16 protein-coding genes and 1 pseudogene are annotated in these 26,534 nt (G+C 64.2%); 11 read left to right on the top strand and 6 right to left on the bottom strand.

Annotated elements, in window-relative coordinates:
- Both FRW57_RS03735 and FRW57_RS03730 read right to left on the bottom strand, forming a co-directional pair.
- A pseudogene (locus FRW57_RS03735) lies at positions 1-205 on the bottom strand (glycosyltransferase); the annotation flags it as partial.
- A 106-nt stretch (positions 206-311) separates the two neighbouring features.
- Positions 312-1,352, bottom strand: coding sequence for a lysylphosphatidylglycerol synthase transmembrane domain-containing protein (locus FRW57_RS03730; RefSeq protein WP_162529251.1), 1,041 nt, complete (start codon positions 1,350-1,352; stop codon positions 312-314).
- A gap of 147 nt (positions 1,353-1,499) precedes the next feature.
- On the opposite strand from FRW57_RS03730, the gene FRW57_RS03725 reads away from it, so the two are divergent.
- The 10 genes from FRW57_RS03725 to FRW57_RS03680 all read left to right on the top strand — a co-directional run bounded on the left by FRW57_RS03725 (position 1,500) and on the right by FRW57_RS03680 (position 17,891).
- A complete protein-coding gene (locus FRW57_RS03725; protein ID WP_152185335.1) occupies positions 1,500-2,318 on the top strand; it encodes a glycerophosphodiester phosphodiesterase in 819 nt (272 codons plus the stop codon).
- Positions 2,319-2,433: 115 nt separating this feature from the next.
- Complete coding sequence (locus FRW57_RS03720) at positions 2,434-3,468, top strand: LCP family protein (protein ID WP_152185334.1); 1,035 nt, start codon at positions 2,434-2,436, stop codon at positions 3,466-3,468.
- A gap of 309 nt (positions 3,469-3,777) precedes the next feature.
- Positions 3,778-5,523 carry a nucleoside-diphosphate sugar epimerase/dehydratase gene (locus FRW57_RS03715; RefSeq protein ID WP_238999281.1) on the top strand — a complete coding sequence of 582 codons (1,746 nt, stop codon included), beginning with the start codon at positions 3,778-3,780 and terminating at the stop codon, positions 5,521-5,523.
- Positions 5,516-6,532, top strand: coding sequence for an MraY family glycosyltransferase (locus FRW57_RS03710; protein WP_152185332.1), 1,017 nt, complete (start codon positions 5,516-5,518; stop codon positions 6,530-6,532). The genes FRW57_RS03715 and FRW57_RS03710 overlap by 8 nt, the downstream gene beginning before the upstream one ends.
- Positions 6,529-7,692 (top strand): non-hydrolyzing UDP-N-acetylglucosamine 2-epimerase, encoded by a 1,164-nt coding sequence (wecB, locus tag FRW57_RS03705; protein ID WP_238999279.1) that lies wholly within the window; start codon positions 6,529-6,531, stop codon positions 7,690-7,692. Before FRW57_RS03710 ends, wecB begins: the two co-directional genes overlap by 4 nt.
- The gene (locus FRW57_RS03700; RefSeq protein WP_338055348.1) at positions 7,637-8,434 is read left to right on the top strand and encodes a DUF6270 domain-containing protein; all 798 of its coding nucleotides are present in this window, start codon (positions 7,637-7,639) and stop codon (positions 8,432-8,434) included. The genes wecB and FRW57_RS03700 overlap by 56 nt, the downstream gene beginning before the upstream one ends.
- A gap of 233 nt (positions 8,435-8,667) precedes the next feature.
- Complete coding sequence (locus FRW57_RS03695) at positions 8,668-10,353, top strand: glycosyltransferase family protein (RefSeq protein ID WP_238999277.1); 1,686 nt, start codon at positions 8,668-8,670, stop codon at positions 10,351-10,353.
- A gap of 68 nt (positions 10,354-10,421) precedes the next feature.
- Positions 10,422-11,726 carry a UDP-N-acetyl-D-mannosamine dehydrogenase gene (wecC, locus tag FRW57_RS03690; RefSeq protein ID WP_152185330.1) on the top strand — a complete coding sequence of 435 codons (1,305 nt, stop codon included), beginning with the start codon at positions 10,422-10,424 and terminating at the stop codon, positions 11,724-11,726.
- A gap of 235 nt (positions 11,727-11,961) precedes the next feature.
- Positions 11,962-17,001, top strand: a complete 5,040-nt coding sequence (locus FRW57_RS03685; RefSeq protein WP_162529249.1) for an FkbM family methyltransferase — start codon at positions 11,962-11,964, stop codon at positions 16,999-17,001.
- On the top strand, positions 16,998-17,891 hold the full coding sequence (locus FRW57_RS03680) for a hypothetical protein (protein ID WP_152185328.1): 894 nt from the start codon (positions 16,998-17,000) through the stop codon (positions 17,889-17,891). Before FRW57_RS03685 ends, FRW57_RS03680 begins: the two co-directional genes overlap by 4 nt.
- 84 nt (positions 17,892-17,975) lie before the next feature.
- On the opposite strand, the gene FRW57_RS03675 is transcribed toward FRW57_RS03680, so the two are convergent.
- From FRW57_RS03675 to FRW57_RS03660, 4 genes are all read right to left on the bottom strand, one after another.
- Positions 17,976-18,812, bottom strand: a complete 837-nt coding sequence (locus FRW57_RS03675; RefSeq protein ID WP_152185327.1) for an ABC transporter ATP-binding protein — start codon at positions 18,810-18,812, stop codon at positions 17,976-17,978.
- Positions 18,799-19,503, bottom strand: a complete 705-nt coding sequence (locus tag FRW57_RS03670) for an ABC transporter permease (RefSeq protein ID WP_162529248.1) — start codon at positions 19,501-19,503, stop codon at positions 18,799-18,801. Before FRW57_RS03670 ends, FRW57_RS03675 begins: the two co-directional genes overlap by 14 nt.
- 262 nt (positions 19,504-19,765) lie before the next feature.
- A complete protein-coding gene (locus tag FRW57_RS03665; RefSeq protein ID WP_152185325.1) occupies positions 19,766-22,798 on the bottom strand; it encodes a glycosyltransferase family 4 protein in 3,033 nt (1,010 codons plus the stop codon).
- Between the two features lie 1,272 nt (positions 22,799-24,070).
- Positions 24,071-25,558: a CCA tRNA nucleotidyltransferase gene (locus FRW57_RS03660; protein WP_152185324.1), complete on the bottom strand. Its 1,488-nt coding sequence runs from the start codon at positions 25,556-25,558 to the stop codon at positions 24,071-24,073.
- A gap of 217 nt (positions 25,559-25,775) precedes the next feature.
- Here FRW57_RS03660 and FRW57_RS03655 point away from each other — a divergent pair, with 217 nt between their 5' ends.
- A complete protein-coding gene (locus tag FRW57_RS03655; protein WP_137119535.1) occupies positions 25,776-26,381 on the top strand; it encodes a DedA family protein in 606 nt (201 codons plus the stop codon).
- Positions 26,382-26,534: the final 153 nt, after the last annotated feature.

Raw genomic sequence — 26,534 nt, 5'->3', positions numbered from 1 at the left:
CGACCTCGGCGAGCAGGGCCGGGTCGGGCGCGTGACCGTGGACGACGCGCACGCCGGGCACCATCGCATCGGTGCTGGCCCGGGTGCGCGTGAGCACGCTCACCTCGTGGCCGGCCGCCGCCTGCCGGGTCGACAGGTCGTGGACCAGGATCTCCACGCCGCCGAGGGTCGGCAGGAAGGTGTCCGTGACGTGCAGGATCCTCACGACGGGGCCCCCGCGAAGTATCGGAGCGAAGCGGAGAGCGGGGCCCTGGCGAAGTACCGAGCGAGGCACAAGCGAGGACTTCGTGGGGTGCTCTTCGTGGGGTGTCTCATGCGTTAACGGTCCCACGCCGGGCGCGGGAGATCAGCCACCCGCCGAGCCACAAGCCGCCGACCGGGATCTCGAGCAGGAAGGTGAAACCGCGGTAGATCAGCACACCGGCGGCGACGGTCAGCGGGTCGCCGCCGAGGGCGACCAGCGTCGCGACGGTGGCCGCCTCGGCGATGCCCGCGCCTCCGGGGGTGAGCATCGCGAGGGTGAGGAAGCGCTCCACGGCAAAGCCGGCGAGCACCGCCGAGAAGCCCAGGTCGGCGCCGACCACGTGCAGACTCAGCCACATCAGCACGGCCTGCAACACGACATACGACGCCATGCCTGCGGTGAGCTGTGGCCAGCGCTGCCGCACGATGCTGCGGGTGTGGTCCCGGGCGGAGACGACCGCGTCCTCGAGGCCCTCCGCGCGGGAGGCGAGGCGGGCGGGCAGCACGCGGTGCGCCATCCGGGCCAGTCCTCGGGCGAGCACCCGGGAGACGGTGTCGCTGGCCAGGCCCACCACACCGACGATGACCACGAGCAGGAGGAAGACCACGGCCACGACGGCGGCCACGTTGAGGGCGTGGCCGGCGACGCCGCCGACGAGGAAGAGCACGGTGACGGCCACGATCGGCAGCACCAGCTTGGCCAGCACGTCCCAGACGTTGGTGACCAGCGTGAAGACGGCGAAGGCCGAGTCCTTGAACGACCAGGCCCGCACCATCACCAGGTTGGTGGCGACGCCCAGGGCTCCCCCCAGCGGCGCCACGTTGGACACGGCGCTGCCGGTCAGGTTGAGGGTCAGCGCGCGCCGCCAGGTCAGCCCGGGCAGGGCCCCGGTCAGGACGAAGGAGTGGGCGACCAGGCCGGCGATCCACAGCCCGGCGAGCACCGCGATCTCCGGCCAGGTGACCACGCGCATCGTGTCGGAGATGGCCGACCAGGTGGCACCGGTGATCTTGGGGATCCCCCACCACAGCAGGGCGACGGCGAGCGCGGACGCGGCGAGGCCGCGCACGACACCCGGGCTGCGGATGCGCTGCGTGGCGATGACCACGTGCCTCGCCTCCTCGCGTCCGTCGGCACGGCTGTTGCAGTGTGGGTGGGAACCATGGTGCTCCCGCGAGCCTGAGAGGAACCCGAGAAAACCCGCACACAAGGGTATCCCGCGGGGGCGCCTCGTGCGCGGGCATACTCTGCGAGCATGCCCCGCTCCGCCGTCGTTGCCCTGGCCGCTGCTCTGCTCCTCGCCGGCTGCGGCGGGGGCAGCGCGCCCACCTCGGGGACGACCGACTGCGTCCCCCCGGTCATCGGGCACCGCGGCGAGCCGGCAGTCGCCCCGGAGGAGACCATCGCCTCGTTCACGGCCGCCATCGAGGACGGGGCGAAGACGATCGAGGGCGACGTCCACTTCACCAAGGACGGCCAGCCGGTCATGCTCCACGACGACACCGTCGACCGCACCACGGACGGCACCGGCCGCGTCTCGGCCAAGACCCTCGCGCAGGTCGAGTCGCTGGACGCGGGCGGGTGGATGGGCAACGAGTGGAAGGGCGTGCGGGTCCCGACGCTCGAGGCGTTCCTGCACCTGGCCAAGACCCAGGACGTGCACGTCATCGTCGAGCTGAAGCAGCCGAGCGCGACCAAGGCCCAGGTGCGGACCTTCCTGTCCGACATCACCAAGGCCGGGATGGCGAAGCGCACCATCGTCGAGTCGTTTTACGCGGGCAACCTCAAAACGGTGCACGGGCTCAACCCGGCGATGCAGACCGCCCTGGTCACGAGCGCGCCGGTGACGCCGAAGGAGGCGAGGTCGCTCGGCGACGCGCTGCTGCCCCGGCTGTCCATCGCGACGCCCGCCCGGGTCAAGGCCTGGCAGGGGGCGGGAGTCAAGGTCTACCCGTGGACGGCCGACACGGAGGCGCAGTGGGCCGAGGCGGCGAAGGCCAAGGTGGACGGCGTGCTGACCAACCGCACAACGGACTACGTCGCGTGGGCCCGGGAGCGGTGCCAGCAGGACTGAAAGAGCGGCGTGTGCCGTGCCCGCGGTTGGTCGACCTCGGCTCCACGCCTGCGCGCAACCTGGTGGCATGGGCGGGCCTGCGAGGGCTCCGGATCTGCAGCATTAGGCTCTGCCCATGCTGGAGGAATTCGGGGAGGGCGGACGCGCGGACGGTCAGGGGCCTGCTGGTGGGGAGCCGCCGAAGCGCCGTCACCGCGGACGCCGCATCGCCATCGTCGGCTTTGCCCTGGTCGTGCTGCTGGTCGTCGGGGTGGTGGCCGGCTACGGAGCGTTCCTCAACCACACGGTCAACAAGAACGTCCAGCGCGAGGCGCTGCTGCCGACCCCCAACCCGGGTGAGTCCGTGCCGACCCGCGCGGCCGAGGCCGGCAAGTCGCAGAACATCCTGCTCATCGGCAGTGACGAGCGGCCGGGGCAGAGCCGGCAGCGCTCGGACGTGATCATCCTCGTGCACCTCACCTCCGACCGCCGCAAGGTCTACCTCGTGCACTTCCCGCGGGACCTCTACGTCGACATCCCCGGCCACGGAAAGAACAAGATCAACGCGTCGTATGCCTTCGGTGGGGCACCGTTGCTGGTCAAGACCGTGCAGGGACTGGTCGACGTGCCGATCGACCACGTCGCGCACATCGGCTTCGAAGGCTTCAAGCGGATGACCGACGCCGTCGGCGGAGTCAACGTCTATGCCGAGGAGCCCAGCCACGGGCCCGCCGGCGACATCCACAAGGGCATGAACCACCTGAACGGTGAGGAGGCGCTGGCCTTCGTGCGCGAGCGCCACCAGCTGTCCGAGGGTGACATCTCCCGCGGGCGCCGCCAGCAGGCCTTCCTCAAGGCCCTCCTGCTCGAGGCCCTCAGCAAGAGCACGCTGACCAACCCGGTCAAGTTCGCCCACTTCGTCGACGCGGCCACCAAGAACCTCACGGTGGACAACTCCTTCAGCACCGGCGACCTCCGCTCGGAGGCCCTCAGCCTGCGCCACGTGCGGGGCAACGACGTCGTCTTCATCACCGCGCCCTTCACCGGCTTCGGCACGAGCCCGGACGGCCAGTCGATCGACATCGTCGACAAGATCGGCATGAACGATCTGGGCTTCGCGTTGCGCACCGACGACTTCTCGACTTATCCCGTCGGCGACCAGGTTCCCTAACCCGGGGTCCGGACGCGAAAAGGCACCCAGCCCTTACACAGCCCTTCCTAGACGAGTTGAGAACCGCATCTAAGAGTCATTCCGACGAACAGCGATATTGGGATGCAATTCGCTGGATCGTAACTACTTCGTAATCTGTTTGGGCGCGCTTCCGTGAATTCCCAATTTTCGTCAGTTGCAACGCAGCGCTAAGGTGCAGGGTCGGGCGTGAAGCAAGGGAGGGGTGATGGCATGGCGTGCAGGCCATCACCCCGCAAGCAATTCAGCCGCTGGTCCTGGGCCCTTCTCGATGCTGTCGTTTGGGCTGGCATGGTCTACCTGGCCTGCTGGCTGCGGTTCGACTTCAACATCGACTTGGTCCTCCTCCGCGGGACAGCGTGGTTTGCCATTGGCGCCGCGATTGGGCAACTGCTCATCGGCGCCGTCGTCGGCCCCTACTCTGCCGGTCACCGACACGGGTCCTTCGAAGAAGTCACGGACATTGCCAAAACAGTGCTGGTGGTCGGTGGTGGACTGTTCACCGCAGCTCTGCTGACCTATCCGGTGCTGGTTCCCCGCAGCGTTCCCATCATCGCAGCTGCCCTGGCCCTCCTAGCGATGTTCTCCACCCGCTTTGCAGTGCGGGCCGCGGCCCTGAGGCGAACGACCAGACGTGGACAGGAACGCAGGGTTGTCCTCTTCGGGGCCGGCGAAGCCGGACGCCGCTTGACTAGAAGCCTGCTCCGCGACGAATCGAGCACCTTTCTCCCGGTCGCGATCTTGGACGATGACAAGACGAAGGCGCGTCTCCGTTTCGACGGCGTGCGTGTCCGCGGCACACGCGAGGATCTCGAAGGCGTCGTCCGCAAGTTCAACGCGACGGACGTATTCATCGCCTTACCTAACGCGGACGCCGCTCTCATCCGCGACATCAGCCAGCGCGCGAGCGTCGCGGGGGTACGCACCAAGGTACTCCCGCGGCTGAGCCAGATCCTCGACGGGGCCCCATCGGCGCAAGACCTGCGTGACGTCAACCTCGAGGACCTGCTCGGCCGCCGCCCGGTCGAGTTCGACCGCACGACCGTGGCGGAACAGCTCAGCGGCCGCACGGTGCTGGTCACCGGAGCCGGCGGTTCCATCGGGGCGGAGCTGTGTCGGCAGATCGCACGCTTCGGCCCTTCGCGGCTGCTGCTTCTCGACCGCGACGAGTCAGCGCTTCAGGCGACGCAGCTAAAGTTGACTGGGCGGGCCCTGTTGGAGCACGACGACCTGCTCCTGGTGGACATCCGCGATGCCGAAGCTCTCCGCAGAATCTTCGAGTTGGAGCGGCCCGAGGTGGTCTTCCATGCGGCGGCTCTGAAGCACCTGTCCCTGCTGGAACGCTTCGCCCTCGAGGCATGGCAGACCAACGTGCTGGGCAGCCTCAACGTCCTGGCCGCGGCCGCCGCCGTGCAGGTGCGGACCTTCGTCAACATCTCAACCGACAAGGCAGCCAACCCCACCTCCGTACTCGGCCTGAGCAAGCGCCTTGGCGAGCGGCTCACAGCCGACTTCGCCGCACGCGCCCACAGCGGGCGCTATGTCAGCGTCCGCTTCGGCAATGTGTTGGGGTCCCGTGGCTCCGTCGTACCCACCTTCTTGGCCCAGATCGCGGCCGGGGGACCGCTCACGGTGACCCATCCGGATGTGAGGCGCTACTTCATGCTCGTGCCAGAGGCGTGTGAGCTGGTACTGCAGGCTGCCGCGGTCGGCACGTCAGGCGACGTGCTCGTACTAGACATGGGTGACCAGGTGCGCATCACGGAAGTCGCGCACACCTTGATCAGTATGTCGCGCCGCCGCGACATCGACATCGTCTACACCGGGCTGCGTCCCGGAGAGAAGCTGGTCGAAGAGCTCTACGGCACGGGAGAGCATCCGCAGCCCACGGCGCACGCGTTGGTGTCGCGCGTGGCCGTTCCCCAAGTCGACCCGGAACTCATCCGACGCGCCTCACCGCAGCGCCACGGTTCGGCGAGCATATGGATGCGCCAACAGATGGCGGCCGAGCGCCAGATGGCAAACGTCGATGCCTGATGTCCTTGTCGTGCTTGTGGTTACGTTGACACTCACCGCTGCCGCCGCGCCGGTGGCGATTCGGATCGGTGGGCGCGCCGGCCTCATGGATGTGCCCAATGCGCGGTCCTCGCACGCGGTCTCCGTCCCGCGGAGCGGCGGCGTCGCGGTGGCCGCCGCAGCAGCCGCGGGGTTGCTCGTTGCTCTACCGCACGCTGGCTCCCAACGGGTCGTAGTCCTCCTCCTAGCGCTCGCCTTGGCGGGCGTCGGTCTGCTTGACGATTGGCACGGCCTCGACCCCCTCCCCCGGCTGGTTGCGCAGCTTGTGGCAGGGATCGTGGCGGGCATCGCCCTCGGCGGAGACTGGGCGATCCTAGCCGGGGCGATCCTGCTGCCCGTCGTCGTCAACATCGTCAACTTCATGGACGGCATCAACGGAATCACGAGCCTCAACGTGTCCGTCTGGGCGGGGGCGGCTCTCGGCGTGGGTCTGCTCGGCGGTGACCGGCTACTCGCTGTCGTCGGGGCGGTATCCCTCGGGGGAGCAGTCGGTTTCCTGCCGTTCAACGTCCCGTCCGCGCGGCTCTTCCTTGGTGACGCCGGCAGCTATCTCTTCGGTGGCCTGATTGGTATGGGCGTCCTGCGGGGCCTGACGGCCGACCATCACTTGCACCTGCTGCTAGCTCCCTTGGCCCTCTACGCCTCGGATGTCGCGGCTACCCTGATCCGACGTGGAGCGCGGGGCGAGTCCCTGACCAGCCCGCACCGGGAGCACGGGTACCAACTCCTGGTCTCCGACCTGGGTTGGCCTCACCCGGCCGTCGCAGCCCTGACCGCGAGTTTGGGCGCCTTCATCACGGTTTGTTGGGTCATCCTGTCCTGGCCGTTTGCTACTTCGGTGACCGTGCTGCTCTGCGCTGGATACCTGGCCTTGCCGCATGTCCTTCGGCACAGTCGCTTCTCGGTTGGCACAGGCGCGAAACGACCCCCGGAACGGCCCAACTCCCCCACTGAGAGGACCTCCCGATGACCCGCCGCGTCATGACGGTCTATGGCACCAGGCCGGAAGCGATCAAGGTCGCCCCGGTGGTTCGCGCCCTAGAGTCAGCCTCCGGGATGGCCTCGGTCACCGTAGTGACCGGTCAACATCGGGAGATGCTCGACCAGGTCAACGAGATCTTCGGCATCTGTCCCGACCACGACCTCGACATCTTCTCCCATGGGCAGAGCCTCGCCCAGATCACGGCACGAGTCCTGGAGCGCCTCGATCCTGTGCTCGACGATGAGCAGCCCGATGCCGTGATCGTGCAGGGCGATACCAGCACCTCCACGGCTGCCGCACTGGCCACCTTCTACCGCCGGATCCCTGTGGTCCACCTAGAGGCCGGCCTACGGTCAGGCGACATCGACTCGCCGTTCCCCGAGGAGGCAAACCGCAGACTTACCTCGCAAATAGCTCGCCTGCACTTGGCGCCGACACCGCGCAGCCGGGACAACCTACTGCGCGAGGGAGTCTCGGCCGACGACGTGGTGGTGACCGGCAACACGGTCATCGACGCCCTGCTGGCGACGGTTGACAAGGAGGTCTCCTTCACCGACCCCATGCTCGAGAAGCTCGCCGCTGCGGACCAGAGGGTGCTCTTGGTGACGACACACCGGCGAGAGAACTGGGGGGGTGCCATGGAGGGCATGGGTCGCGCGCTGGCCAGGCTCGCACAGGCCTTCCCGGAGCAATGGATTGTGCTGCCGGCACATCGAAACCCGATCGTCCGGGAGGCGGTCCTTCCTCACCTGGAAGGTCTCCCCAATGTTGTGGTCACCGAGCCGCTCGGATATGGCGAGTTCACCCGACTGTTGTCGATGGCGAACATCGTGCTCACTGACTCCGGAGGTGTGCAGGAAGAGGGGCCGAGCCTCGGCAAGCCGGTGCTCGTGATGCGTGAGAACACCGAGCGGCCCGAAGCGCTCGACGCGGGCACCGTGAAGTTGATTGGGACCGGCGAAGACCGGATCGTCGGGGAAGTCACGCGCTTGTTGGTCGACAAGATGGCATACGCGGCCATGGCCAACGCGGTGAATCCCTACGGTGACGGTTACGCGGCGCAACGTACAGTGGCTGCGCTGAGCCACATGTTTGGTTTGGGCGAACGTCTGCCCGACTACGCCAGTTCGTCTCATCTTGGAGCCTGAGATCGCCATCCGTACTTTCATCTACGGCAGTTGCGTGTCGCGGGACTCGTTCGAGTACTTCGACGGCGACCGCTACGCACTGTCGGCGTATGTCGCCAGACAGTCATTGATCAGCGCATTCGGGAAGGCGGGAGATCCGGGCGTCGACCTCTCCAAACTCACCAGTCCGTTTCAGCGGCGGATCGTCCAGGAAGACGTCGCCTCGGGGCTGTCGGCGCGACTTCGTGCCAAAGCTCGGCAGGTCGACCTGCTGCTGTGGGACCTGGTAGACGAGCGGCTCGGTGTCTACATTCAGGACGACGGAGGCGTCGTCACCCGTTCCGTGGAACTGCTGACCGCACAGCGAGAGAGCAACCGTCGCGTTCCCGGACGGCTCGTCGCGTTCGACAGCCGCGAGCACCGCGAGCTCTGGTCAGTTGCGGTCGGAAGATGGCTCGCGCTGCTGCGGGAACTCGACCTCCTCGAGCGGACGGTCTTGCTTGCACCCGCGTGGGCTGAGCGGACCACCGAGGGTCGACGAACCCCCGCGAGCTTCGGAATCAGCGCGAAGCAGGCGAACCGCGCCACGGCTGGATATGTCACGACCGTCCGACGACAGTGCCGCATCCGCGTCATCGAGATCGGACAGGACCTCGCCCGTGCGGCCGAAGGACACAAGTGGGGGATAGCTCCCTTCCATTACGACGCAGCGGTCTACCGCTCCATCGCCTCCGCGGTTGAGGACCTGGAGGTCGCCTCGTGACCGGCACACACCATGGCTTGGGACTTCGCGAGTGGCGCACGGCATTATGGCACCTGCGCCATGGGGGCCTCCTCCAGCTCCGAGCGTGGCGACAGCGTCGCCGGCGGGTGAAACTCACGTCTTCGGTGGCTTCCAGGAATCGGCGGGTTGCCCGTCTCCGCTTTGGCAAGGCGCGAATCACCTTCCCCGACTGGGACATACCCGAGCGCGAACCCCGTCGCCCGCTACTACGGGTGGCAGTCATCCTGGATGACTTCTCCTGTCTGGCGTTCCGATACGAGTGGGCCCAGATCGAGATCACTCCGCAGAATTGGTACGAGGAGCTCCAGGCCCGACCGGTGGACCTGCTCTTTGTCGAGTCGGCCTGGTCGGGCAACGACAAAGCGTGGCTCTACCACCTCACAGGACCCACGGCGCCCCGTCCTGCGCTTGTCGAACTGGTGCAGTGGTGCCGCGCGCACGGAGTGCCGACGGTGTTCTGGAACAAGGAGGACCCCGTCCACTTCGAGGACTTCCTCGACACGGCACGCCTCTTCGACCATGTCTTCACTTCGTGCGTCGACGTTGCAGGGCGCTACCGGGAAGAGCTAGGACACGACCGGGTGGCGCCGCTCAGCTTCGCGGCGCAGCCGATGGTGCACAACCCGGTGCGGCCTGCGAAGGGCTTTCAGGCACGGGACATCGCCTTTGCCGGCATGTACTTCGCGCACAAGTACCCGGAGCGTCGGGCGCAGATGGACCTGCTACTCGGCGCCGCGCAGCGCGTGCAAGGCCGGATGACGCACGGGCTCGAGATATTCTCCCGCCAGCTCGGCGGCGACGAGCGTTATCAGTTTCCAGCGCCGTTCGACAAGAGGGTCGTCGGCACCCTCAGTTACCCCCAGATGCTCTCCGCCTACCGCGCATACAAGGTCTTCCTCAACGTGAACTCAGTGGTCGATTCGCCCAGCATGTGTGCACGCAGGATTTTCGAGATCACGGCTTCCGGGACCCCCGTCGTGTCGGCGCCGAGCGCGGCTATCGAGCACTTCTTCACACCCGACATGGTTTGCCAAGTGGGGGAAGCCGCCGAGGCGGAGTTCGCTCTCCGAGCCCTGGTGCGCTCGCCGGAGTTGCGAGATCGTATGGTGCACCTCGGCCAACGGCGCATCTGGAGCATGCACACCTATGCGCACCGCGTGGACGATGTCCTGACTGCTGCCGGCGTTGCCGGTCACCGCCATGAGCGACCCAGTGTCTCTGTACTCGTCTCGACGCATCGGCCTTGGCGGCTGGACCACGTGCTGCAGACCGTTGCATCGCAGCTTGAAGTGTCACCCCAATTGCTGGTGCTGGCGCATGGGTTCGACTTGGAAGATTCTGCTCTTCGGGCGCGGGCGAAGGAGGCAGGCATCGTAGACGTGATGGTGCTGCACGCGGGCAAAGACGTGCCCCTCGGCTCATGTCTCAACATGCTGGTGGAGGCGGCTGACGGCGCAGTCGTTAGCAAGATGGATGACGACGATCTCTACGGTGATCACTACCTCTCCGACCAACTTCACGCGCTGGACTACAGCGGTGCTCAAGTGGTGGGCAAGCAGGCGCACTTCTTGTATGCGGCAGAGATCGACGCCACGATTCTACGCTACCCCGAACGGGAGCACTGCTACACCGACTTCGTGGCCGGCCCGACGATCATGACCAATCGGGATCTGCTGCTCAAACACCCGTTCCCTGAGGTGAGGCGCGGGGAGGACAGCGGCTTCCTGCGGTCGACTGTCGCGGCGGGGGCACAGGTCTACTCCTCAGACCGCTACAACTTCGTGCAGATGCGCTATGGAAGTGGTCACCAGCACACTTGGTTGGCTTCCGACGCCGAACTGCTTGCAAATGCCGAGGTGCAGTTCTATGGGAAAGGACTGGCTCACTGCATGCTTTGACGCCACACTGTCCGACCAGTATGAAGAGCCCAATTCAAGAAGCACCTTTGAATCGAAGAAGGACACGCATGAGTAACACCAAGACCGTTGCAGTGATCGGCCTGGGCTACATCGGCCTCCCGACGGCGGCGGCCCTCGCCACCAACGGTTGGACCGTCATCGGTGTCGACGTCAGCGGCCCTACCGTTGACGCAGTGAACCGAGGTGAAGTTCCTTTCGTCGAACCAGACCTCGGCACCTTCGTTGCCGTAGCGGTCAAGCAAGGCACATTACGCGCTCAGAAGGAGACTCCCTCAGCGGACGTATTCATCGTGGCCGTGCCCACGCCGTTCGCTGAGGACTACGCGCCGGATCTCTCCTACATCGAGGCGGCGGCCGACGGGATCGCTCCCCGACTGTCCGGCGGCGAGCTGGTCATTCTCGAGTCGACGTCGCCTCCAGGCGCGACCTGCCACATAGCCAAGCGGATCTTGGCGGATCGGCCGGATCTCAGCCTGGAAGGCGGTGACGGGAGGCCGGTAGTGCACTTCGCCCACTGCCCCGAGCGCGTGCTCCCCGGACGAGTGATGATCGAACTCGTTACAAACGATCGGATTGTCGGGGGTCTTACGTCGACAGCCAGTGACATGGCCCGCAACGTCTACGCCACCTTCTGTAAGGGTGAGCTGCACACTACCGACGCGATGACAGCGGAGTTAGCCAAGCTGACTGAGAATTCCTTCCGGGACGTCAACATCGCCTTTGCCAACGAACTCTCGATGATTTCCGACCGGCTTGGGGTAGATGTTTGGGAGTTGATTGCACTGGCGAACAAGCATCCGCGCGTTAACATACTGGAGCCTGGCCCCGGGGTAGGTGGCCACTGCATCGCGGTGGATCCTTGGTTTATCGTTTCGTCGACACCTGAGCAGTCTCGTCTGATCCGGACTGCACGCGAAGTGAACGATGCAAAGCCGGAATATGTGCTTAGGCAAATCGAGCAGTTGGCGAGCGGCATAGCTGTTCCAAGAATCGCCGTCCTCGGGTTGGCCTTCAAGCCCGATATTGACGATCTTCGCGAATCCCCGGCCGTCCGGATTGTAGAAGGGTTGGCCCAACGACTTCAGAACGGACTCATTCGTGTTGTGGAGCCTCACGTGTGTGAGTTGCCGGCTCGATTAGGACAGTTTGCCAACGTGACGTTGGCAAACGCAGAGGATGCTCTTACCGACGCTGACGTGGCCGTTCTCTTGGTGGCTCACTCCGCATTTAGATCCCTAGACCCTGAGTTGATCAAGGACAAACACATCGTGGACACCAAGGGATTTTGGGGGTTGGCGACAGGAAAGCCCAGGGACAAGAATGTTCCGGCGGTAAAAGAGCAGCCCCTCTAGGTGATACCACTACGTAGTCGAGACCAAAGCGCCGCCCCACCGCTGACTTGCGGGTCAGCGCCCACAGCCGAAGAGACTTCCTGAGAGGTGCGCATTGACTTCTATTGAGCCAACGGGCTCCGACGTATTTGACGTGGCCGCATCTGGTGGTTTGTACCGTATGTGTTTACCCGACTGGGAATCAGATTACATACAAGGTTTCGTCAGGCGAGAGGGGCACCCATATGAACGCTGGATGCTTGAAGACATGGCAAGACGCCTGTCTCCAGACGATCTCGTTTTGGATGTGGGCGCGAACGTCGGTAATCACACGATGTTCTTGGCTCTAGCAGCGAAATGCAACGTCATCGCGTTCGAACCGGACGAGCATTTAGCTACAGCAATTCTGCAAAGTGCCAACCTCAACCGTGCATCGGACCGGATCACCGTCTTGAGGAAGGCGGTAGGCGCGCATCCTGGCCGGGGCCGCTTAATCTTACCTGACTCGAGTAATCTGGGCAGCCAACGCGTAGTTGTCGATGCCATCCCTGGAAGCGTCGAGGTGATAACCCTCGACTCACTTTCCTTCGCACGCCCGGTTCGAGCCATCAAAATAGACGTCGAAGGCATGGAATTGGACGTACTGAAGGGGGCTACACGGCTTCTCCACGCTCAACATCCCCTGCTATATGTGGAGTCGATGACGGAGGCCGACTACGACGCCGTTCAGGATTGGCTCGCGCCACATGGCTACTGCTACTGGCAGACCTTCAATGCGACGCCCACGAATCTGTTCGTGCACGCCGAATCGGTTGTCGAACCAGAGCAACTGCGCCGACTCCTCTCCCGCTCTGCGAAAGAGATATACCGGCACACCGCTCGTGTCGAGAGCTTACAAACTAGCCTGAATGCGGCCAATGCAAAATATCGCGCTGCTACGGTGCCCACACCTCGACCTGGCCACGCGAACGCGCCGTCGTCCAGGGCCACGCCCTCCTCGAGCGATGCTCGAGAGGACGAATCCAACTCGATTCCCTCGCAGTACGCCGACCCCGCAGAGGGCGATTTGTCAATTGGCGAACTCGCTCCTGACCCTATGCTGATGCCGACTTCTGAGTGTGATAGACGGTTGGCCGCTCGTCAGGCTGCCTTCTTAGAAGCTCGGGATCGAGATTTGCAACTTCGTCGCTCGGTTGCGCGCCAGGCGCGTCGCTCGCTGTCCCTCGCTAAGCAACGGCGGATGGAACTTATAGAATTGCGCGGCGCCCTGCGAGAGGCCCGGTCGAAGGTCGGCGAGCGACCAAACGCCGCCGACATCGCGAGAATGGAGACCAAGTTCGACGATCTGAACGATAAATTAATGTCGGAGCAGGATGCCTGGCGGTCGGAGCGAAGGCGGCTTCTTAGTGACTTGAGCCGGGTGAGCGATGCTCTAATCGAAGCACAGTCCGCGTTTAGAGATCAAGCCGCCGAGGCCGTGGAGATTCGGCACTTGGCCAGTTCTGCCGAGCATTCCAGATCCAAGGCTCAATCCGATCTGACAGCGCTCGAGTCGGAATTAGAACGACGGAACGAGCGAACCGACCATCTCGAAGCACTTGCGCTTCAATTCGAAGATCAAGTCGCGTCCTTAAATGTGCAACTCGCAACGGAGAGGCGCGCATCCGAAGACCTCGCTGAGAAAGTTAGCCGCGAGCACGCCAACATGGATGCGCTTTCTAAGAGGTTGAACCACACTCAGAACGAGCTGGCACTGGAGCAAGCTAACAGCGCGAAACTGGGTGAGGAACTGGCAAGCGAGCGAGAGAAGATTGCGACCCTACGGGAAAGCGTCACTTACCGGCTCGGCCTGCAGCTCCGCCAAGTGGTGCTCCACCCGACGAGTCTCTTCACCCTTCCCTATAGCCTGTACAGCTTGTACCGACGGCACCGCGCGCAACGAGCCCAACGTGCCCTCTCCCAAGCCGTTCCACATAGGCTTGCCATTCGAGCTGCTGTCGATGACGGCGAGCCGAGTGAACGAAAAGGCATCCCGTCACAAAACATGGTTCCCATTGAGGCGCGACGCCTTCGCGTCGCCGGGATATTGGACGAGTTCAGCCATGCGGATTTTTCTCCAGAGTGCGACTTCACGCAGCTCAGCCCCGAAGCGTGGGAGCACCAGCTGGGAACCTGCCAACCAGACTTCCTGCTGATTGAGTCCGCCTGGCGTGGCAAGGACGGCTGCTGGTGGAACACGGTTCAGCAGTGCGGGCCGGAGATTCGCGGGATCATAGCTTGGTGTCGCGAACGCTCAATACCGACCGCATTCTGGAATAAGGAGGATCCAGCACACTTCTCGACATTCTTGAATGTCGCCAGTCTCGTCGATCATGTCTTTACCACAGACCTCGATTGCGTACCAAGGTACAAGTCACGGCTCGCTCACGAGAAGGTCTCCTTTCTTCCTTTCGCTGCACAGCCACGACGACATCACCCCATTGTCGAGGACGCACCGGAGGATGGCGTTTGCTTCGCGGGTGCCTACTACGTAGGGTACCCAGAGCGTTGTCGAGACTTTGAAGAACTCGCGCTGAGCGTCGCGTCCGTAATGCCCCTGACGATCTATGACAGAATGCTCGGGACTGAAGATTCCAACTACCAATATCCCGCGAGATTCCAACAATATATCGCCGGGACTCTTTCTCCCGAAGAGATCAGGATCGCGTATAAGGGCTACAGGTACGGCCTGAATTTAAATTCGATTAAGCAGTCGCCGTCCATGTTTGCGCGGCGCGTCTTCGAGCTGATGGCAAGCAATAGTGTTGTTGTCAGCAACTACTCGCGTGGACTGCGCCTAATGTTCGGCGACCTCGTCATCAGCACTGACAACGGTCCAGAGGCCGTCGCCCGCATGCGAGCATTGCGGAAGACGCCGCTCGGCGAGGAGCGCCGCCGGAATCAGGCGCTGAGAAAGGTTCTAAGTGAGCACACCTATGCCGCACGGCTTGCCTCGCTAGCGGAAGCGCTGGGTATCGTCAACAAATCCGGCTGGGAGACCAGTACGGCCATATTTGGCTTGGCGCAAACCGAGGCAGAGTATGCGCGACACCTGGACAATTTCTATCGCCAGACAGCGTCAAATCTGACGCTTCACGTCTTTAAACCTGCCTCAATCGAGACGTGGTTAGACTCCGGCATGGATGATCGCATTTCCCTTCACGTCCTTGAGGACTGCAGGGATCTTTCGATGCCCTCCGTCAGTCAAAGCGAGTATTTTGCCATTTTCTCGCCCGATGACTTTTACGGCGCGGGATATCTGACCGACCTCTTACTGGCCTATAAGTATTCCGATGTAGATGTCACGGGGAAATCTCGGCGTTTCACAGCGCAACATGGGTCGTCACCAGAGCTGATTGAAGGCACTTGCTACAAGAGGACTCATGACCTAGCGTATAGACGGTCGGTGCTGAATCGCAGTGTGGCGGATAAGACGACCGTCGGAAGCGCGTTGGCCAATAACTGCAGTGAGATGATTGCTGTGGGGAATCAATTGGCCGTGGATCCCTTCAACTACTGCGAAGGCGGTTCTGACTTAGAAGAATCCAGCCTAAAGTCGGTGGTGGACTTGCCAACTGACGATGGTATGAGTTTAAGATCTCTTCAATCAGCTGGGTCACGGGCAGCGGTCCGAAAGGGCCATGAGCCGCACACGATAGACCTCGAGGCTATAGCTGGCTGGTTCCCGTCGGCCACCAAGGCCGGCATCGAGACTGGTTATGTGGATGGGGCCTTCGAAGTTCGCTCTTCGATGGGGCACGATGAGCGAACGTATATCTACTCTGCCCATCGTCCGTCGCTAACGGACTGGGGATTTGAGGACGAGGGGGCCCTTTATGCTGAAGCTTCGCCAGGCTTGGATATTCAGGTGGCGCTGATCTTCTTTGACGCATCGGGTGAACGTCTCGAGCATCGGATGCTTTATCCCAATCGGAATAACACTTTCACCATTCCTGCATTAGCTTCGCGCTTTACTGTGGGAATCCGAGTGAGAGGTGGTGGTCTCACTCACATCACGCGGTTGGTTCCCGCTGCATTCCATGAATTGACGGCAGGCGTCCCAACCAGTGCTCCACTGCTCGTTGTCACAAACATATATCCCGACTACCATGATCTTTATCGGAACCAGTTTGTACACACCCGGGCACGTGAATACCTGAGAGCGGGGAAGAAGACCGAGGTCTTCCGCGTCGTCGATAGGCCTTCACCGCACTATCGGGAGTTCCGTGGCGTCGATGTGATTGAAGCGTCGACCGCTCATCTGGAGGAGTGTTTGCGTGGAGGGCCGGTGGAGTTCACGTACGTGCACTTCCTGACTCCGGAAGTATGGCAGGTCATTGCAAGGAATTCCCAACGCTTGAGGGGCGCAGCGATCTGGATACATGGGAGCGACATACAGGCTTGGTGGCGGCGCGCGACCCCTCAGCAGACGAGTGAGGAGCTGGGGCGAGCGCAGGAGGCGAGCGCGGCTAGGTTGGCCTTCTGGCGCACGGTTTTCAAGGAGGCGCCGGCCAATGTGAGTTTCGTTTTCGTGTCCGACTATTTGGCAAAGACGGCCCTCGAGGACTTGGAGATTTCACCATCCGAAGTGAACTATTACGTCATTCATAATCCAATCGACACAGATGCATTTGACTATGAAGAAAAGAGCTCGGATCAGCGAAAGTCGATTCTCTCGATTCGACCGTATACCAGTGACGTGTACGGCAATGACCTAAGTGTTCGAGCCGTCCTCGAACTATCCCGAAGGCCTTTCTTTGAAGAACTCAACTTTACGTTCGTAGGTGATGGCCCGCTCTTTGAATCGACCACCGAACCAATCGCGCATTTCGAGAATGTTCGCCTCGTTAAACGTTTCGTGACGCGCGACGAGATTCGTCAGCTGCACAAGAGTCACGGCGTTATGCTGATTCCGTCGCGTATGGATACGCACGGGGTATCTCGTGACGAGGCGATGTCGTCCGGCCTGGTTCCAATTGCCTCGCGGGTGGGCGCCGTGCCTGAATTTGTTGATTCAGATTGCGGCTTTCTCTGTGACGCGGAGAATCATCACCAATTGGCGGAGGCAATAGGGATTTTATACAGAGAGCCGTCGGTATTCTTGGCGAAATCCGCGCGGGCGGCTCTGCGCGTCCGTTCACAGTCGCCGAAGTCAAGGATTGTTCAAAGGGAGATGGATCTCTCCCAAGTGCCCCAGTCTAACGGACATCTGGATCGTCATGATCATATGACACTTGGCCAGGAGGTGACGGATTGAGGCTCGTGATTCATAGTGGTGCCCACAAGACTGGTACGACGCTGATACAGGATGTGCTTGCTGCTTGTGAAGGACAGATGCCTGCCGAGGGCATTCGTTACATACCTTACACGGAATTGACTCCCCACCGCGTCCTTTCATATCTGCACCCCAAGGCTTTGGACTCGTCGTTACGCGAGGACGTGGAGAGCTTTTTCGGTAGTGTGGCGCGATCAGCCGAGTATGACACTGTGGTGCTATCTGCAGAGAGCCTGTTTTCGTACTCCAACCTGTGGATGCGGCCTCCTGAACGGTTCTTCTACGGTGATATACAGCATTCCGCTGCCCGGATGGCCGACCTCTGTTCATTTGACGAAGTTGATGTGATTCTGTACTTGCGTCGCCAAGACACATTTGTCAACTCCATTTATGTGGAGCATGTGAAGAGTGGCGTGCTGGGCGTCCCCTTCCGGTCGTTCTACGATCAGCTGGAACTCGAGCTTCTGTCTTGGTCCCGAATAGTTGCGACTTTGGTTGATGCTTTCGGTCGGGGGCATCTGCATGTGAGAGTTTTCGAATCGCTTGCTGAGCTGGGGCCACGGCGGTTCGTGGAGGACTTCCTAGAAGTGGCCAAACTCTCGTGCCAAGTGCCGGACATAGATCTGGGGAAGTCGAACAGGAACCTCTCGCGGGGGGCGCTTGAGCGAGCCTTAAAGGCTTTCCCAGGCATGTCGTTGCCCGAGAGACGGGCATACGGCAGGATGCTTCAGTTGCAGGAGCGTGCGGTACTTAACCACCAAAGCGCCAGACTCATCACTCCGACCCAACAACGAGGGGTGTTGCGGCCGCACGAGCAGGACAACGCGAGACTGCTCGCGGACTTTGGCATCGATCCCTCGCTGTGGGACTGAGTTCGATGACTTAGAACTGTCGTCTCGGCGGTTGGGAACCGCGTGTGGGGGAACTCTTCCCGCGATGAGGGCTGGGTTCAGAGCCTATGTGCTTGCAGACGACCTTGCCTCCCCCAGAAGCGCATCCGCGACTGAGTGCTTTCCTTGGGCGACGTTCCAAGCCCACCAACGGTACTTTTGTGCCGTCTCGTAGGCCGGTCCGTCAAGCACGACTTCACCGTCGTGCAGCCAGATCGCCCGGGCGCATTGTTGCTCCACGACCTTGCCTACGTGGGTGACGAGGAAGACTGTACCGGCGCGGGACAGACGTTCCCGAAGACGCTCCTCGCTCCGCTCCTTGAACGTTGCGTCTCCGGTGGCGAGGGCCTCGTCGATGAGTAGGATCCGCGAGCGCGTAGCGACGGCGATGGCGAAGCGCAGGCGCGCCGCCATGCCGGAAGAGTAGGTCTTCATGGGAAGACGGATGGCTTGCCCTATGGCCGACACTTCCAGGATGTCGGGCAGTACGCGGTCGACCTCGGCCGGCGTCAGCCCCATGGCCAGACAGCCGAGGCGCACGTTCTGCGCGCCGGAGAGCTCGGGCTGAAGCGCGGCATTGACCCCGAGGAGGGCCGGTTGGCTGCTCGCCCAGACCTCTCCTGACGTCGGCCGCTCGAGCCCGGCAACGAGCCGGAGCAGAGTACTCTTACCGGAGCCGTTCTGACCGATTATCCCGACAGACTCGCCTTCGTATGTCGTGAACGAGACGCCACGCAGAGCCTCTACGACGGCCCCCCTGCCAGAGAGCCATCGGCTCTCGTGCCCATGCCCGCCGTGCCGGCCCCGGCCATGCCGGACAACGTCTGCATCTGTCCGGTAGCGCACGTGCAGATCCCTGACCACGACGGACGGCTGTCGCCTGGCCGCATCACGGCCGCCCATAGTCCTCCTCCTTCCACCAGAAGAAGACGTATCCGATAAGCAGGATGAGCAGAGAACGCTCAGTGAGCAACAGCCATGAAGATAGCGCTGGCGTGCGGTCGTAGAGGAGGACATCCCGGCTCATGTCGAGCACAATGAATAGGGGGTTGCTCTCCATCAAGAACTGCAGCCAAGGGTGGTGGACGAAGCGGTCGATCGAGTAGAAGACGCCGGAGCCGTAGAACAGGATCCGGATGATGACACCCAGGATCAGTCTGAAGTCGGGCACCTGAAAGGTCAGGCGGGCAGTGATGAGAGACAGGCCCGTGTTGAGCAGCATCTGCAGCATCAGAACAAGCGGAAACAAGAGCCATCGCCACGTGACCTGGGCGTGCGGGGGGATAATCAGGATCAATGCAATCATCGTGGCGAGCATCGGACCCATCGAGACCACGCCGCGGGTCACAACGGACAGCGGCAGAGCGGCTCGGGGGAACGCGAAGGCGCGAATCATATTGGCGCCGCTCGTGATCGAACTCGCCCCACCATTCAGGCAGTTGGACGTCGCGTGGAACAGAAAGGTCCCGATGATCACATAGCTGGGGAAATTCGCGATCCCTCTGTTGGTATTGAAGAGGAACCCGAAGATCAGCGCATAAATGGCGCCGTCGAGCAAGGGCTTGAGGACGAGCCATGCGCTGCCGAGGAACATCCCCCTGTGCCCCGACCGGCTGCGCGCCTTGGAGTCAGCCCAAATGTAGTGGCGCCGATGCCACAGCTGCACCGTGTAAACACCTAACGACGGGCGCTGGCCGATCCTGCGGAGATGTCCTAGCGATTCATCTGTTCTCATCGAGTCAAGCGAGGTCTCCCCCGCAGGTCCCTCCAATGCCGCGTCCGACGACGGCGACGACGTGTCGGAAGGGGTAAAGGACATGGAGCCTCGCCAAGTTTCGTTCGTGGACCAGGCTAGCCTAACCGACGCACGGCTGGTCCTCGCTCACGGCGAGCCGCGCATACAGCGCCCGGTAACGCTGGCCCATCATCGACCAGGTGCGACCAGCGGCGAAACGGCGGCCGGAGTCTCCCAGCGATGCTCGCAGGGCGGGTTCCTCGGCGAGCCGCTGCAGGACTTCTGCCAGAGCTGAAGGCTCGCCCGCCGGCACCACCAGGCCAGCGCCCGGGCGGCAGACGATTTCCGCTAGCGCTGGCAGGTCGCTTGCCACGACGGCGCGACCTAGAGCCATCGCTTCGATGGGCTTCAGCGGAGTGACGGTCCTGCAAACCCGCTCGTCTCGGCGTGGCACGACGAAGACGTCCAGGGCCTGGTGGTAGCGGATCGCCGCCGCGCGCGGCACACGACCCGGCATGAGGACATGCTCCTCAAGTCCGAGGTCGCGCACCTGCGCGATCAGGCCAGGGCGCGAAACACCGTCCCCGACGATGCAGCAACGCGCGTCCACGCCGCGGCGTCGCAGTTCAGCGACCGCCGTGACTAAGGTATCCAAGCCCTCGTAGTCGACCAGACTGCTCACCGTGCCGACCCAAAAGCCGCCGGTGGGAAGCCCCAAATCAGAACGCGCCTCGTGGGGCGACGCAGAATCTGTGAGCAGGTCAGCGCTCACTGCGTTGGGCATCACGCTGATTCGGTCGGCCGGCACGCCGCGGCCGACGAGGTCGTCGCGCATTGTCTCGCTGAGAGTGACCACCGCGTCCGCCGCGGCTGCCATCTCCGACTCCTTCGCTTTGAGCATGCGGTAGCGCTCGCTGACGGCCGCGTTGGGACGCCCGGCCACTGGCAGCCTCGCCATCCACGAGTCCTCCAGCACCCCTCGCACCTCGTATACCCAGGGCAGACCGGTAGACGCCGCGACTGCTGCCGTCACCAAGGCGTTGGTGTAGTTCGTTGTGGTGTGCAGGACGCTCGGCTCGAGTTCGTCGACCAAGCGGAGCACCTCGTCGACCATTTGCTGTAGCCGGCGGTCGGGGGTGCTCTCGAGCCGTGCAGGCAGGATCCGCCGGTACGTGATGCCCTCCACGAGGTCACGATGCCCTGCCAAGGGGAGTCCCACCGAGACGGGATAGCCGATGCGCGTCACCGCGCTGACGTCGATGCCCGTATCCCGCTGTGCCTTCAGCACCTCGTGACTGCGGATCGCATAACCGCTATGGGTGGTGGGGACGGAGTTGGTCAGCACGTGCAAGGCCGTGAGCGGCCGCGGGCGCCCACGCGATACTGTCCGTGGCCGTGCGGTAAGTCGGGCGCCCGGCAGCAGCAACCGCCTTTCGGCGAGCAGACGGTCTCGCAACCGGCCAGGTGACTGCTCGACCGCTGCCAGCGCAGACGAGATATCCCCGCGCGCCCATGCCGCCCGTGCCCGGGTCAGCGGACGGCATACCAGCAATGGCGCGACCATCTCATCCAGTCCCAGCGTGATCGAGAGTTCGGCGACTAGCCGCTGCTGGAGGCGATGCTCGCTCGCCGGGAGTCGCCGCAGTAAGTGCACGGCATCGTCGGGGCGATCCGCGAGCCAGTGCCCCAAGACGGCGATCATGCCCCCGTCGTCATCGGAAGTGCCCGAGGTAAGCGCGCGGGACAGCAACTGCCTTGCCCGGCCGGGCAGCCGGCGGCTCGCCTGCAGCAGCAGGAGCAGCGGATCTTCACTGGCGTGGGCTGTGGCAACCCGAGCTAGCAGACCGGCGTTGCGGGCGACTTCGCAGATTCGGGGCGGTCGTCGCAGGCTTGCTGCGCGAACGGTCTCCAGCAGTGCTAAGTAGGTTCCGGCTAGTGCGTCGGAGGACGCGTGCGCGTGGACCCAGCGGATCCCACCGGTGCCGACGTCGAGCCTCGTCCTGTCGGCCGCCAACTTCGACCAGCGGGCAGCCAGCGCTTGGACGTCACCAGGAGAAACGACGTCTCCGGCCTGGGCCTCGTCCACGATCTCAGCGGCTTCGCCGCTCAGGACGGCCGTGATGTGCCGTCCACTGGCAAGTGCCTCATAGAGCTTGGAGGGCACGGTCCAGCGGAAGGGCTCCCAGCCACGTAGGCTTACCAAAATGGTGTCGGCCCATCTGTACTGTCCGATGACGGCCGGCCGCGGGACGGGGGCGAGGAACCGCACTGGAGCGGTCAGCCGCTCGGCCAGTTCCTGCAACCCGTGGCGACTGGCGCCATCGCCCACGATGCGAAGTTGGATATGCACCCCCTCGTCGTTGAGGCGTGCTGCCGCGCGGATGGCCGTGCTGAGCCCTTGGCTGCGCCCAACTGTCCCTAGGTAGAGCACGCGTAAGGTCTTCTCGTCGGGCCCAGCCGGGGATAACGGGGCAACCCACTGCTCGGTCAGAGTGCTGTTGCGCACGGCGGTGACGAACGGCATACCTCTCGCGCGCAGCGTCTCAGCGAACCCCTCGGTTGTGGTAACGAGCGCATTTGCTTGCCGCTGGAGGATGGTCACAACCCGTGCCACAAGCCGCCGGAGGCTCTGCGAAAGTGCGGTACTCGGGGAGCTCTGTGTCGGTCGAGCCGTGTCTTCGTTGTCCCAATCACGGTGGTTGTCGATCAAGTCAGGCCACGCGTCGCGCATCTCCACTATGAGGGGACGCCGCAGGATTCGACTCAGCGCCAGCCCTGCTGGAATCGATGGGAGCCCGGGCACGGTGGCGATGACCACATCCGGGCGGCGTGCCTCTGGCCCGAACACCAAGATCCCACGGCGGACTGCATCCAGTGCCGTGATGGCTTGGTCGAGCATGCGGAGCTTGAGACCGTTGCCGTGTTCGAGGTAGTGCAGGCGCAGGACGCTCTCGCCGTGCAGACCCTCGTGGAGCGAACCCGCGCGCATGTTCCGGGGGACGCACTGAGCACCGCGTCGAGGGAAGTGCGGTGGTGGGGCGAGGACTGAGACCTGGTGGCCGGCGGCAACGAAGTTACGCACAAACGCATCCCACCGATGTTGGGCCGCCCCGTTCTCGGGCGGATAGTAGTGGGTAATCAATAGGATGCGCATCGGTCGGAGGCTATCGGGATGAGGTGGGACCGGACGCGTCGACGCGGGTCCAGGAAACGAGATCAGAGCTCCGGAGGAGTTGCTCGCCGGCTAGGAGCAGCGCTGATCGCGACGGGATCGTCAAGGCGACCTCTTGAAGGTGGTCGGGCGTCGGGACGCAAGACACGGTCTGATTGGGCCGGTCCAAGGCCACGATCTCGATACCGTCACAGCCATCGCTGTGCCTGAGCACGTAGGTCGTTTCGACGTCGGGCTGCGGAACCGCCATCGTCACCGCCTGGGGGACTTGACCCATCGTCGACCAGGACCGCCCGGAATCTGCCGTCTGCCGCACCGTTCCGTCGCCGCAGAGGATGCGAGCCCCGCCGACGGTCGTGACCGCGAGGCCGAGCACCTTCTCGTCCTGGCACGGACGGGACGGCCCCGCTCCCGGGCTGTTGAACACGTGCCTGTCGGCGGGGTCGATGTACCAAGCCCGCGACGGATCCGACGTGGCTGCCCAAGCGGCGCCCGCATCGGTGGTGCTCCGCAGCTGGGGTCGGCAGGAACTGTCGGCGCCGACCACGAATGCTTCGTCGGTCGATCTCAGTTGGAGACGGGTGATGACGGGCAGTGGTGATGGTATGTCGAGCCAGGTGCGCCCACCATTGTCCGAACGTTGTATCTGTGCGTGGGCACCGTCGCACTCACCGCCGTAGACCCGCCAAACGTGATCACGGTCTACCGCCTCGACCATCACTCGTCCTTGAGGCCGTGTGGTCTCCGGTGAGGGGGGAACGGTGGGAACGGGCGTGGAATTCGGTCGAGGACTATTCGACCTGGACGACGAGATCGGCGACGGAGCGGTTACGGGGGAGCTCGACGTGCTTGGCTTTCCGCTCAGCGCGGGGTCGTTGCGAATGGTATGCGTCGTGAGCGCAGCGTCCAGCACCAACAGTGCCGCGATGAGCACAACGATGGTCGGACCGACCCACCTGAGACGCACGCGCTCTCCTGTCCAGCGGACACAAGCTCCACACCGACCAACCCTTCCGAGCACGGACCTTATCGGGTGCGCCAATAGCCGCCCAACGGCTCGCGTCGCGTCGTGACGGAACGGACGCTAGTCGGACAGCCCGGAGGGCCTCGCAAACGGCACGATCGCGTGCTGTGCGACACGTGGCGTTGCCGTAGTTGGCCGTGCCGTCTTGCCGGCCGCCGGTCGATGCCCGGCCAGGATGCCTTCGGTGGTCAGCCCGGGGTCGCTGCAAGTGGTCAACCGGCGACGAGCCGTCACTCGTCTTGGTCGGCCCACCAGGCGAGCAGCTCTTCCCGCGCCCTCTCCTTGCCGATCAGGCCCTGGTCGAGCCGGACCGACAGCAGGAACTTGTAGGCCTTGCCCAGCACCGGTCCCGGCGCGATGCCGAGGGCTTCGGCGATCTCGTTGCCGTTGAGCTCCGGACGCACGGCCGCCAGCGACTCCTGCTCCTGGAGCCGCTCGATCCGCTCCTCCAGGTCGTCGTAGGTGCGCGCCAGTCGCGCGGCCTTGCGGACGTTGCGCGTGGTGCAGTCCGACCGGGTCAGCCGGTGCAGCCGCGGCAGGAGAGGTCCGGCGTCGGTGACATAGCGGCGCACCGCCGAGTCGGTCCACTCCCCGGTGCCGTAGCCGTGGAAACGCAGGTGGAGCTCGACCAGCCGGCTGACGTCGCGCACCGTCTCCTTGTCGAACCGCAGTGCCCGCAGCCGTTTGCGGGTCAGCTTGGCCCCGACCACCTCGTGGTGGTGGAAGCTCACCCCGCCACCGGACTCGAAGCGGCGGGTGGCCGGCTTGCCGATGTCGTGCAGCAGTGCCGCGAGCCGCAGCACCAGGTCGGGGCCGGGCACCGACTCGGGTGGTCCACCAGCGGGCCCCTCGAGGGCGATCGCCTGCTCCAGCACGATGAGCGAGTGCTCGTAGACGTCCTTGTGCCGGTGGTGCTCGTCGATCTCGAGCCGCAGCGCGGGCAGCTCGGGCAGCATCACGTCGGCCAGGCCGGTCCGCACCAGCAGGTCCAGCCCGGCCCGCGGCGAGGGCGCCAGCAGCAGCTTGACCAGCTCGTCGCGGATCCGCTCGGCCGAGACGATCGAGAGGCTCCCGGACATCTCCGCCATGGCCTTGGCCACGCCGGGATCGACCGCCACCCCGAGCTGTGCGACGAACCGCGCCGCCCGCATCATCCGCAGCGGGTCGTCGCCGAAGGACTCCTCCGGGGCACCGGGCGTGCGCAGCCGGCGCGCGGCCAGGTCGGTCAGCCCGTCGTGCGGGTCGACGAACTCGAGGTCGGGCAGGCGCAGCGCCATCGCGTTGACCGTGAAGTCGCGGCGGACCAGGTCGTCCTCGAGGCTGTCGCCGAAGGCGACCTCCGGCTTGCGCGAGGTCCGGTCGTAGGCGTCGGTGCGGTAGGTCGTCACCTCCACGGTCACGCCACCGTGCCGGGCACCGATCGTGCCGAATGCGCGGCCCACCTCCCAGTGGGCGTCGGCCCAGCCACGCAGCAGCGCCAGGGACTCCTCCGGCGTCGCATCGGTGGTGAAGTCCAGGTCGGGCGAGGTCCGCCCCAGGAACGCATCGCGCACCGGGCCGCCCACCAGCGCCAGCTCGTGGCCACCCGTGGCAAACCGCTCGCCGAGCTCGGTCAGCAGCGGCAGAACCGGCGCGAGGTGGCGCACTGCCTCCTGCAGCAGGGCACTCGGGGGCGCGGGGGTGGACACGAGAGACAAGACTAGGTGACCGGCCGGCATACGAGCTCAGCGCTTGTGGTCGCGCTCCTCCGCGGCAGGGTCACCGTCGCCGCTGGTCGCCGCTGCTCAGGGCGGGCACAGCGGTCAGGTCGTAGCGTGAACCTGCCATGACCGCACCCCACGAAGAGCACCCCACGAAGTCCTCGCTCGTGCCTCACTCGGTACTTCGCAGGGACCCCGCTCTCCGCTTCGCTCCGATACTTCGCGAGGACCCCGCATGACCAACTTCCTCGACGGCATCCTGTCCGCGCCGACCTGGGCGATCCTGCTCGTCGTGGGGGCGGTGGTCTTCGCCGAGGACGCGCTCTTCGTCGGCTTCGTCATCCCGGGCGAGACCGCCGCGATCCTGGGCGGGGTCGCCGCCAGCCAGGGCCATGTGCCGCTGGCCGCCGTGCTGGCCGTCGTCATCGTCGCCGCGATCGTGGGCGACAGCGTGGGATATGAGGTGGGGAAGCACTTCGGGCCGCGGTTGCTCGATCTCAAGATCTTCGCGAAGCGCCGTGACCGCCTGCAGGACGCCCAGGACTTCCTCGCCCGGCGCGGGGGCGTGGCGGTCTTCCTCGGGCGGTGGGTCGCCTTCTTCCGTGCCGTCATGCCCGCGCTCGCCGGCACTGCGCAGATGCCCTACCGCCGCTTCCTTGCCTTCAACGCGGCCGGCGGGATCGTCTGGGGCGCGGTCGTGGTGACCCTCGGCTACCTCGCCGGCAACTCGTATGCCCGGATCGAGAAGACGGTGGGCCGCACCGCCGCGCTGGTGGTGCTCGGCCTGGTGGTGGTCGGCGTGATCGCGTGGCGGGTCCGTGAGCACCGCCGCCGCTCGTAGGATCACCTCGGCGAAGCGAGGCGGGCGATGACGATGTCGAAGTGGGGTGGCCGGCTGGCCCGCGTGTTCGCGGGAGTGCGCGCCCGGTCGACCGTCGCTGCGGTCGTCACGGTCGCGGCGGCGCTGCTCGCGGGCGCCCTCCTGCTCTCGCTG

The sequence above is a fragment of the Segeticoccus rhizosphaerae genome, assembly GCF_009192725.1.
Lineage (GTDB): Bacteria > Actinomycetota > Actinomycetes > Actinomycetales > Dermatophilaceae > Segeticoccus > Segeticoccus rhizosphaerae.
The sequence above is the reverse complement of the archived record's forward strand: the minus strand, read 5'-3'. Positions and strand labels throughout refer to the sequence as shown.

What these genes read in the sequence shown, in the direction of transcription:
- FRW57_RS03670 (WP_162529248.1), bottom strand. Translation starts at nt 19,503, where the DNA reads ATGTTCCTCGGCAGCGCATGGCTCGTCCTCAAGCCCTTGCTCGACGGC.
- FRW57_RS03660 (WP_152185324.1), bottom strand. Translation starts at nt 25,558, where the DNA reads ATGCCGGCCGGTCACCTAGTCTTGTCTCTCGTGTCCACCCCCGCGCCC.
- FRW57_RS03675 (WP_152185327.1), bottom strand. Translation starts at nt 18,812, where the DNA reads ATGGGCGGCCGTGATGCGGCCAGGCGACAGCCGTCCGTCGTGGTCAGG.
- FRW57_RS03725 (WP_152185335.1), top strand. Translation starts at nt 1,500, where the DNA reads ATGCCCCGCTCCGCCGTCGTTGCCCTGGCCGCTGCTCTGCTCCTCGCC.
- wecB (WP_238999279.1), top strand. Translation starts at nt 6,529, where the DNA reads ATGACCCGCCGCGTCATGACGGTCTATGGCACCAGGCCGGAAGCGATC.
- FRW57_RS03710 (WP_152185332.1), top strand. Translation starts at nt 5,516, where the DNA reads ATGCCTGATGTCCTTGTCGTGCTTGTGGTTACGTTGACACTCACCGCT.
- FRW57_RS03685 (WP_162529249.1), top strand. Translation starts at nt 11,962, where the DNA reads ATGCTTGAAGACATGGCAAGACGCCTGTCTCCAGACGATCTCGTTTTG.
- FRW57_RS03715 (WP_238999281.1), top strand. Translation starts at nt 3,778, where the DNA reads ATGGTCTACCTGGCCTGCTGGCTGCGGTTCGACTTCAACATCGACTTG.
- FRW57_RS03720 (WP_152185334.1), top strand. Translation starts at nt 2,434, where the DNA reads ATGCTGGAGGAATTCGGGGAGGGCGGACGCGCGGACGGTCAGGGGCCT.
- wecC (WP_152185330.1), top strand. Translation starts at nt 10,422, where the DNA reads ATGAGTAACACCAAGACCGTTGCAGTGATCGGCCTGGGCTACATCGGC.
- FRW57_RS03655 (WP_137119535.1), top strand. Translation starts at nt 25,776, where the DNA reads ATGACCAACTTCCTCGACGGCATCCTGTCCGCGCCGACCTGGGCGATC.
- FRW57_RS03665 (WP_152185325.1), bottom strand. Translation starts at nt 22,798, where the DNA reads ATGCGCATCCTATTGATTACCCACTACTATCCGCCCGAGAACGGGGCG.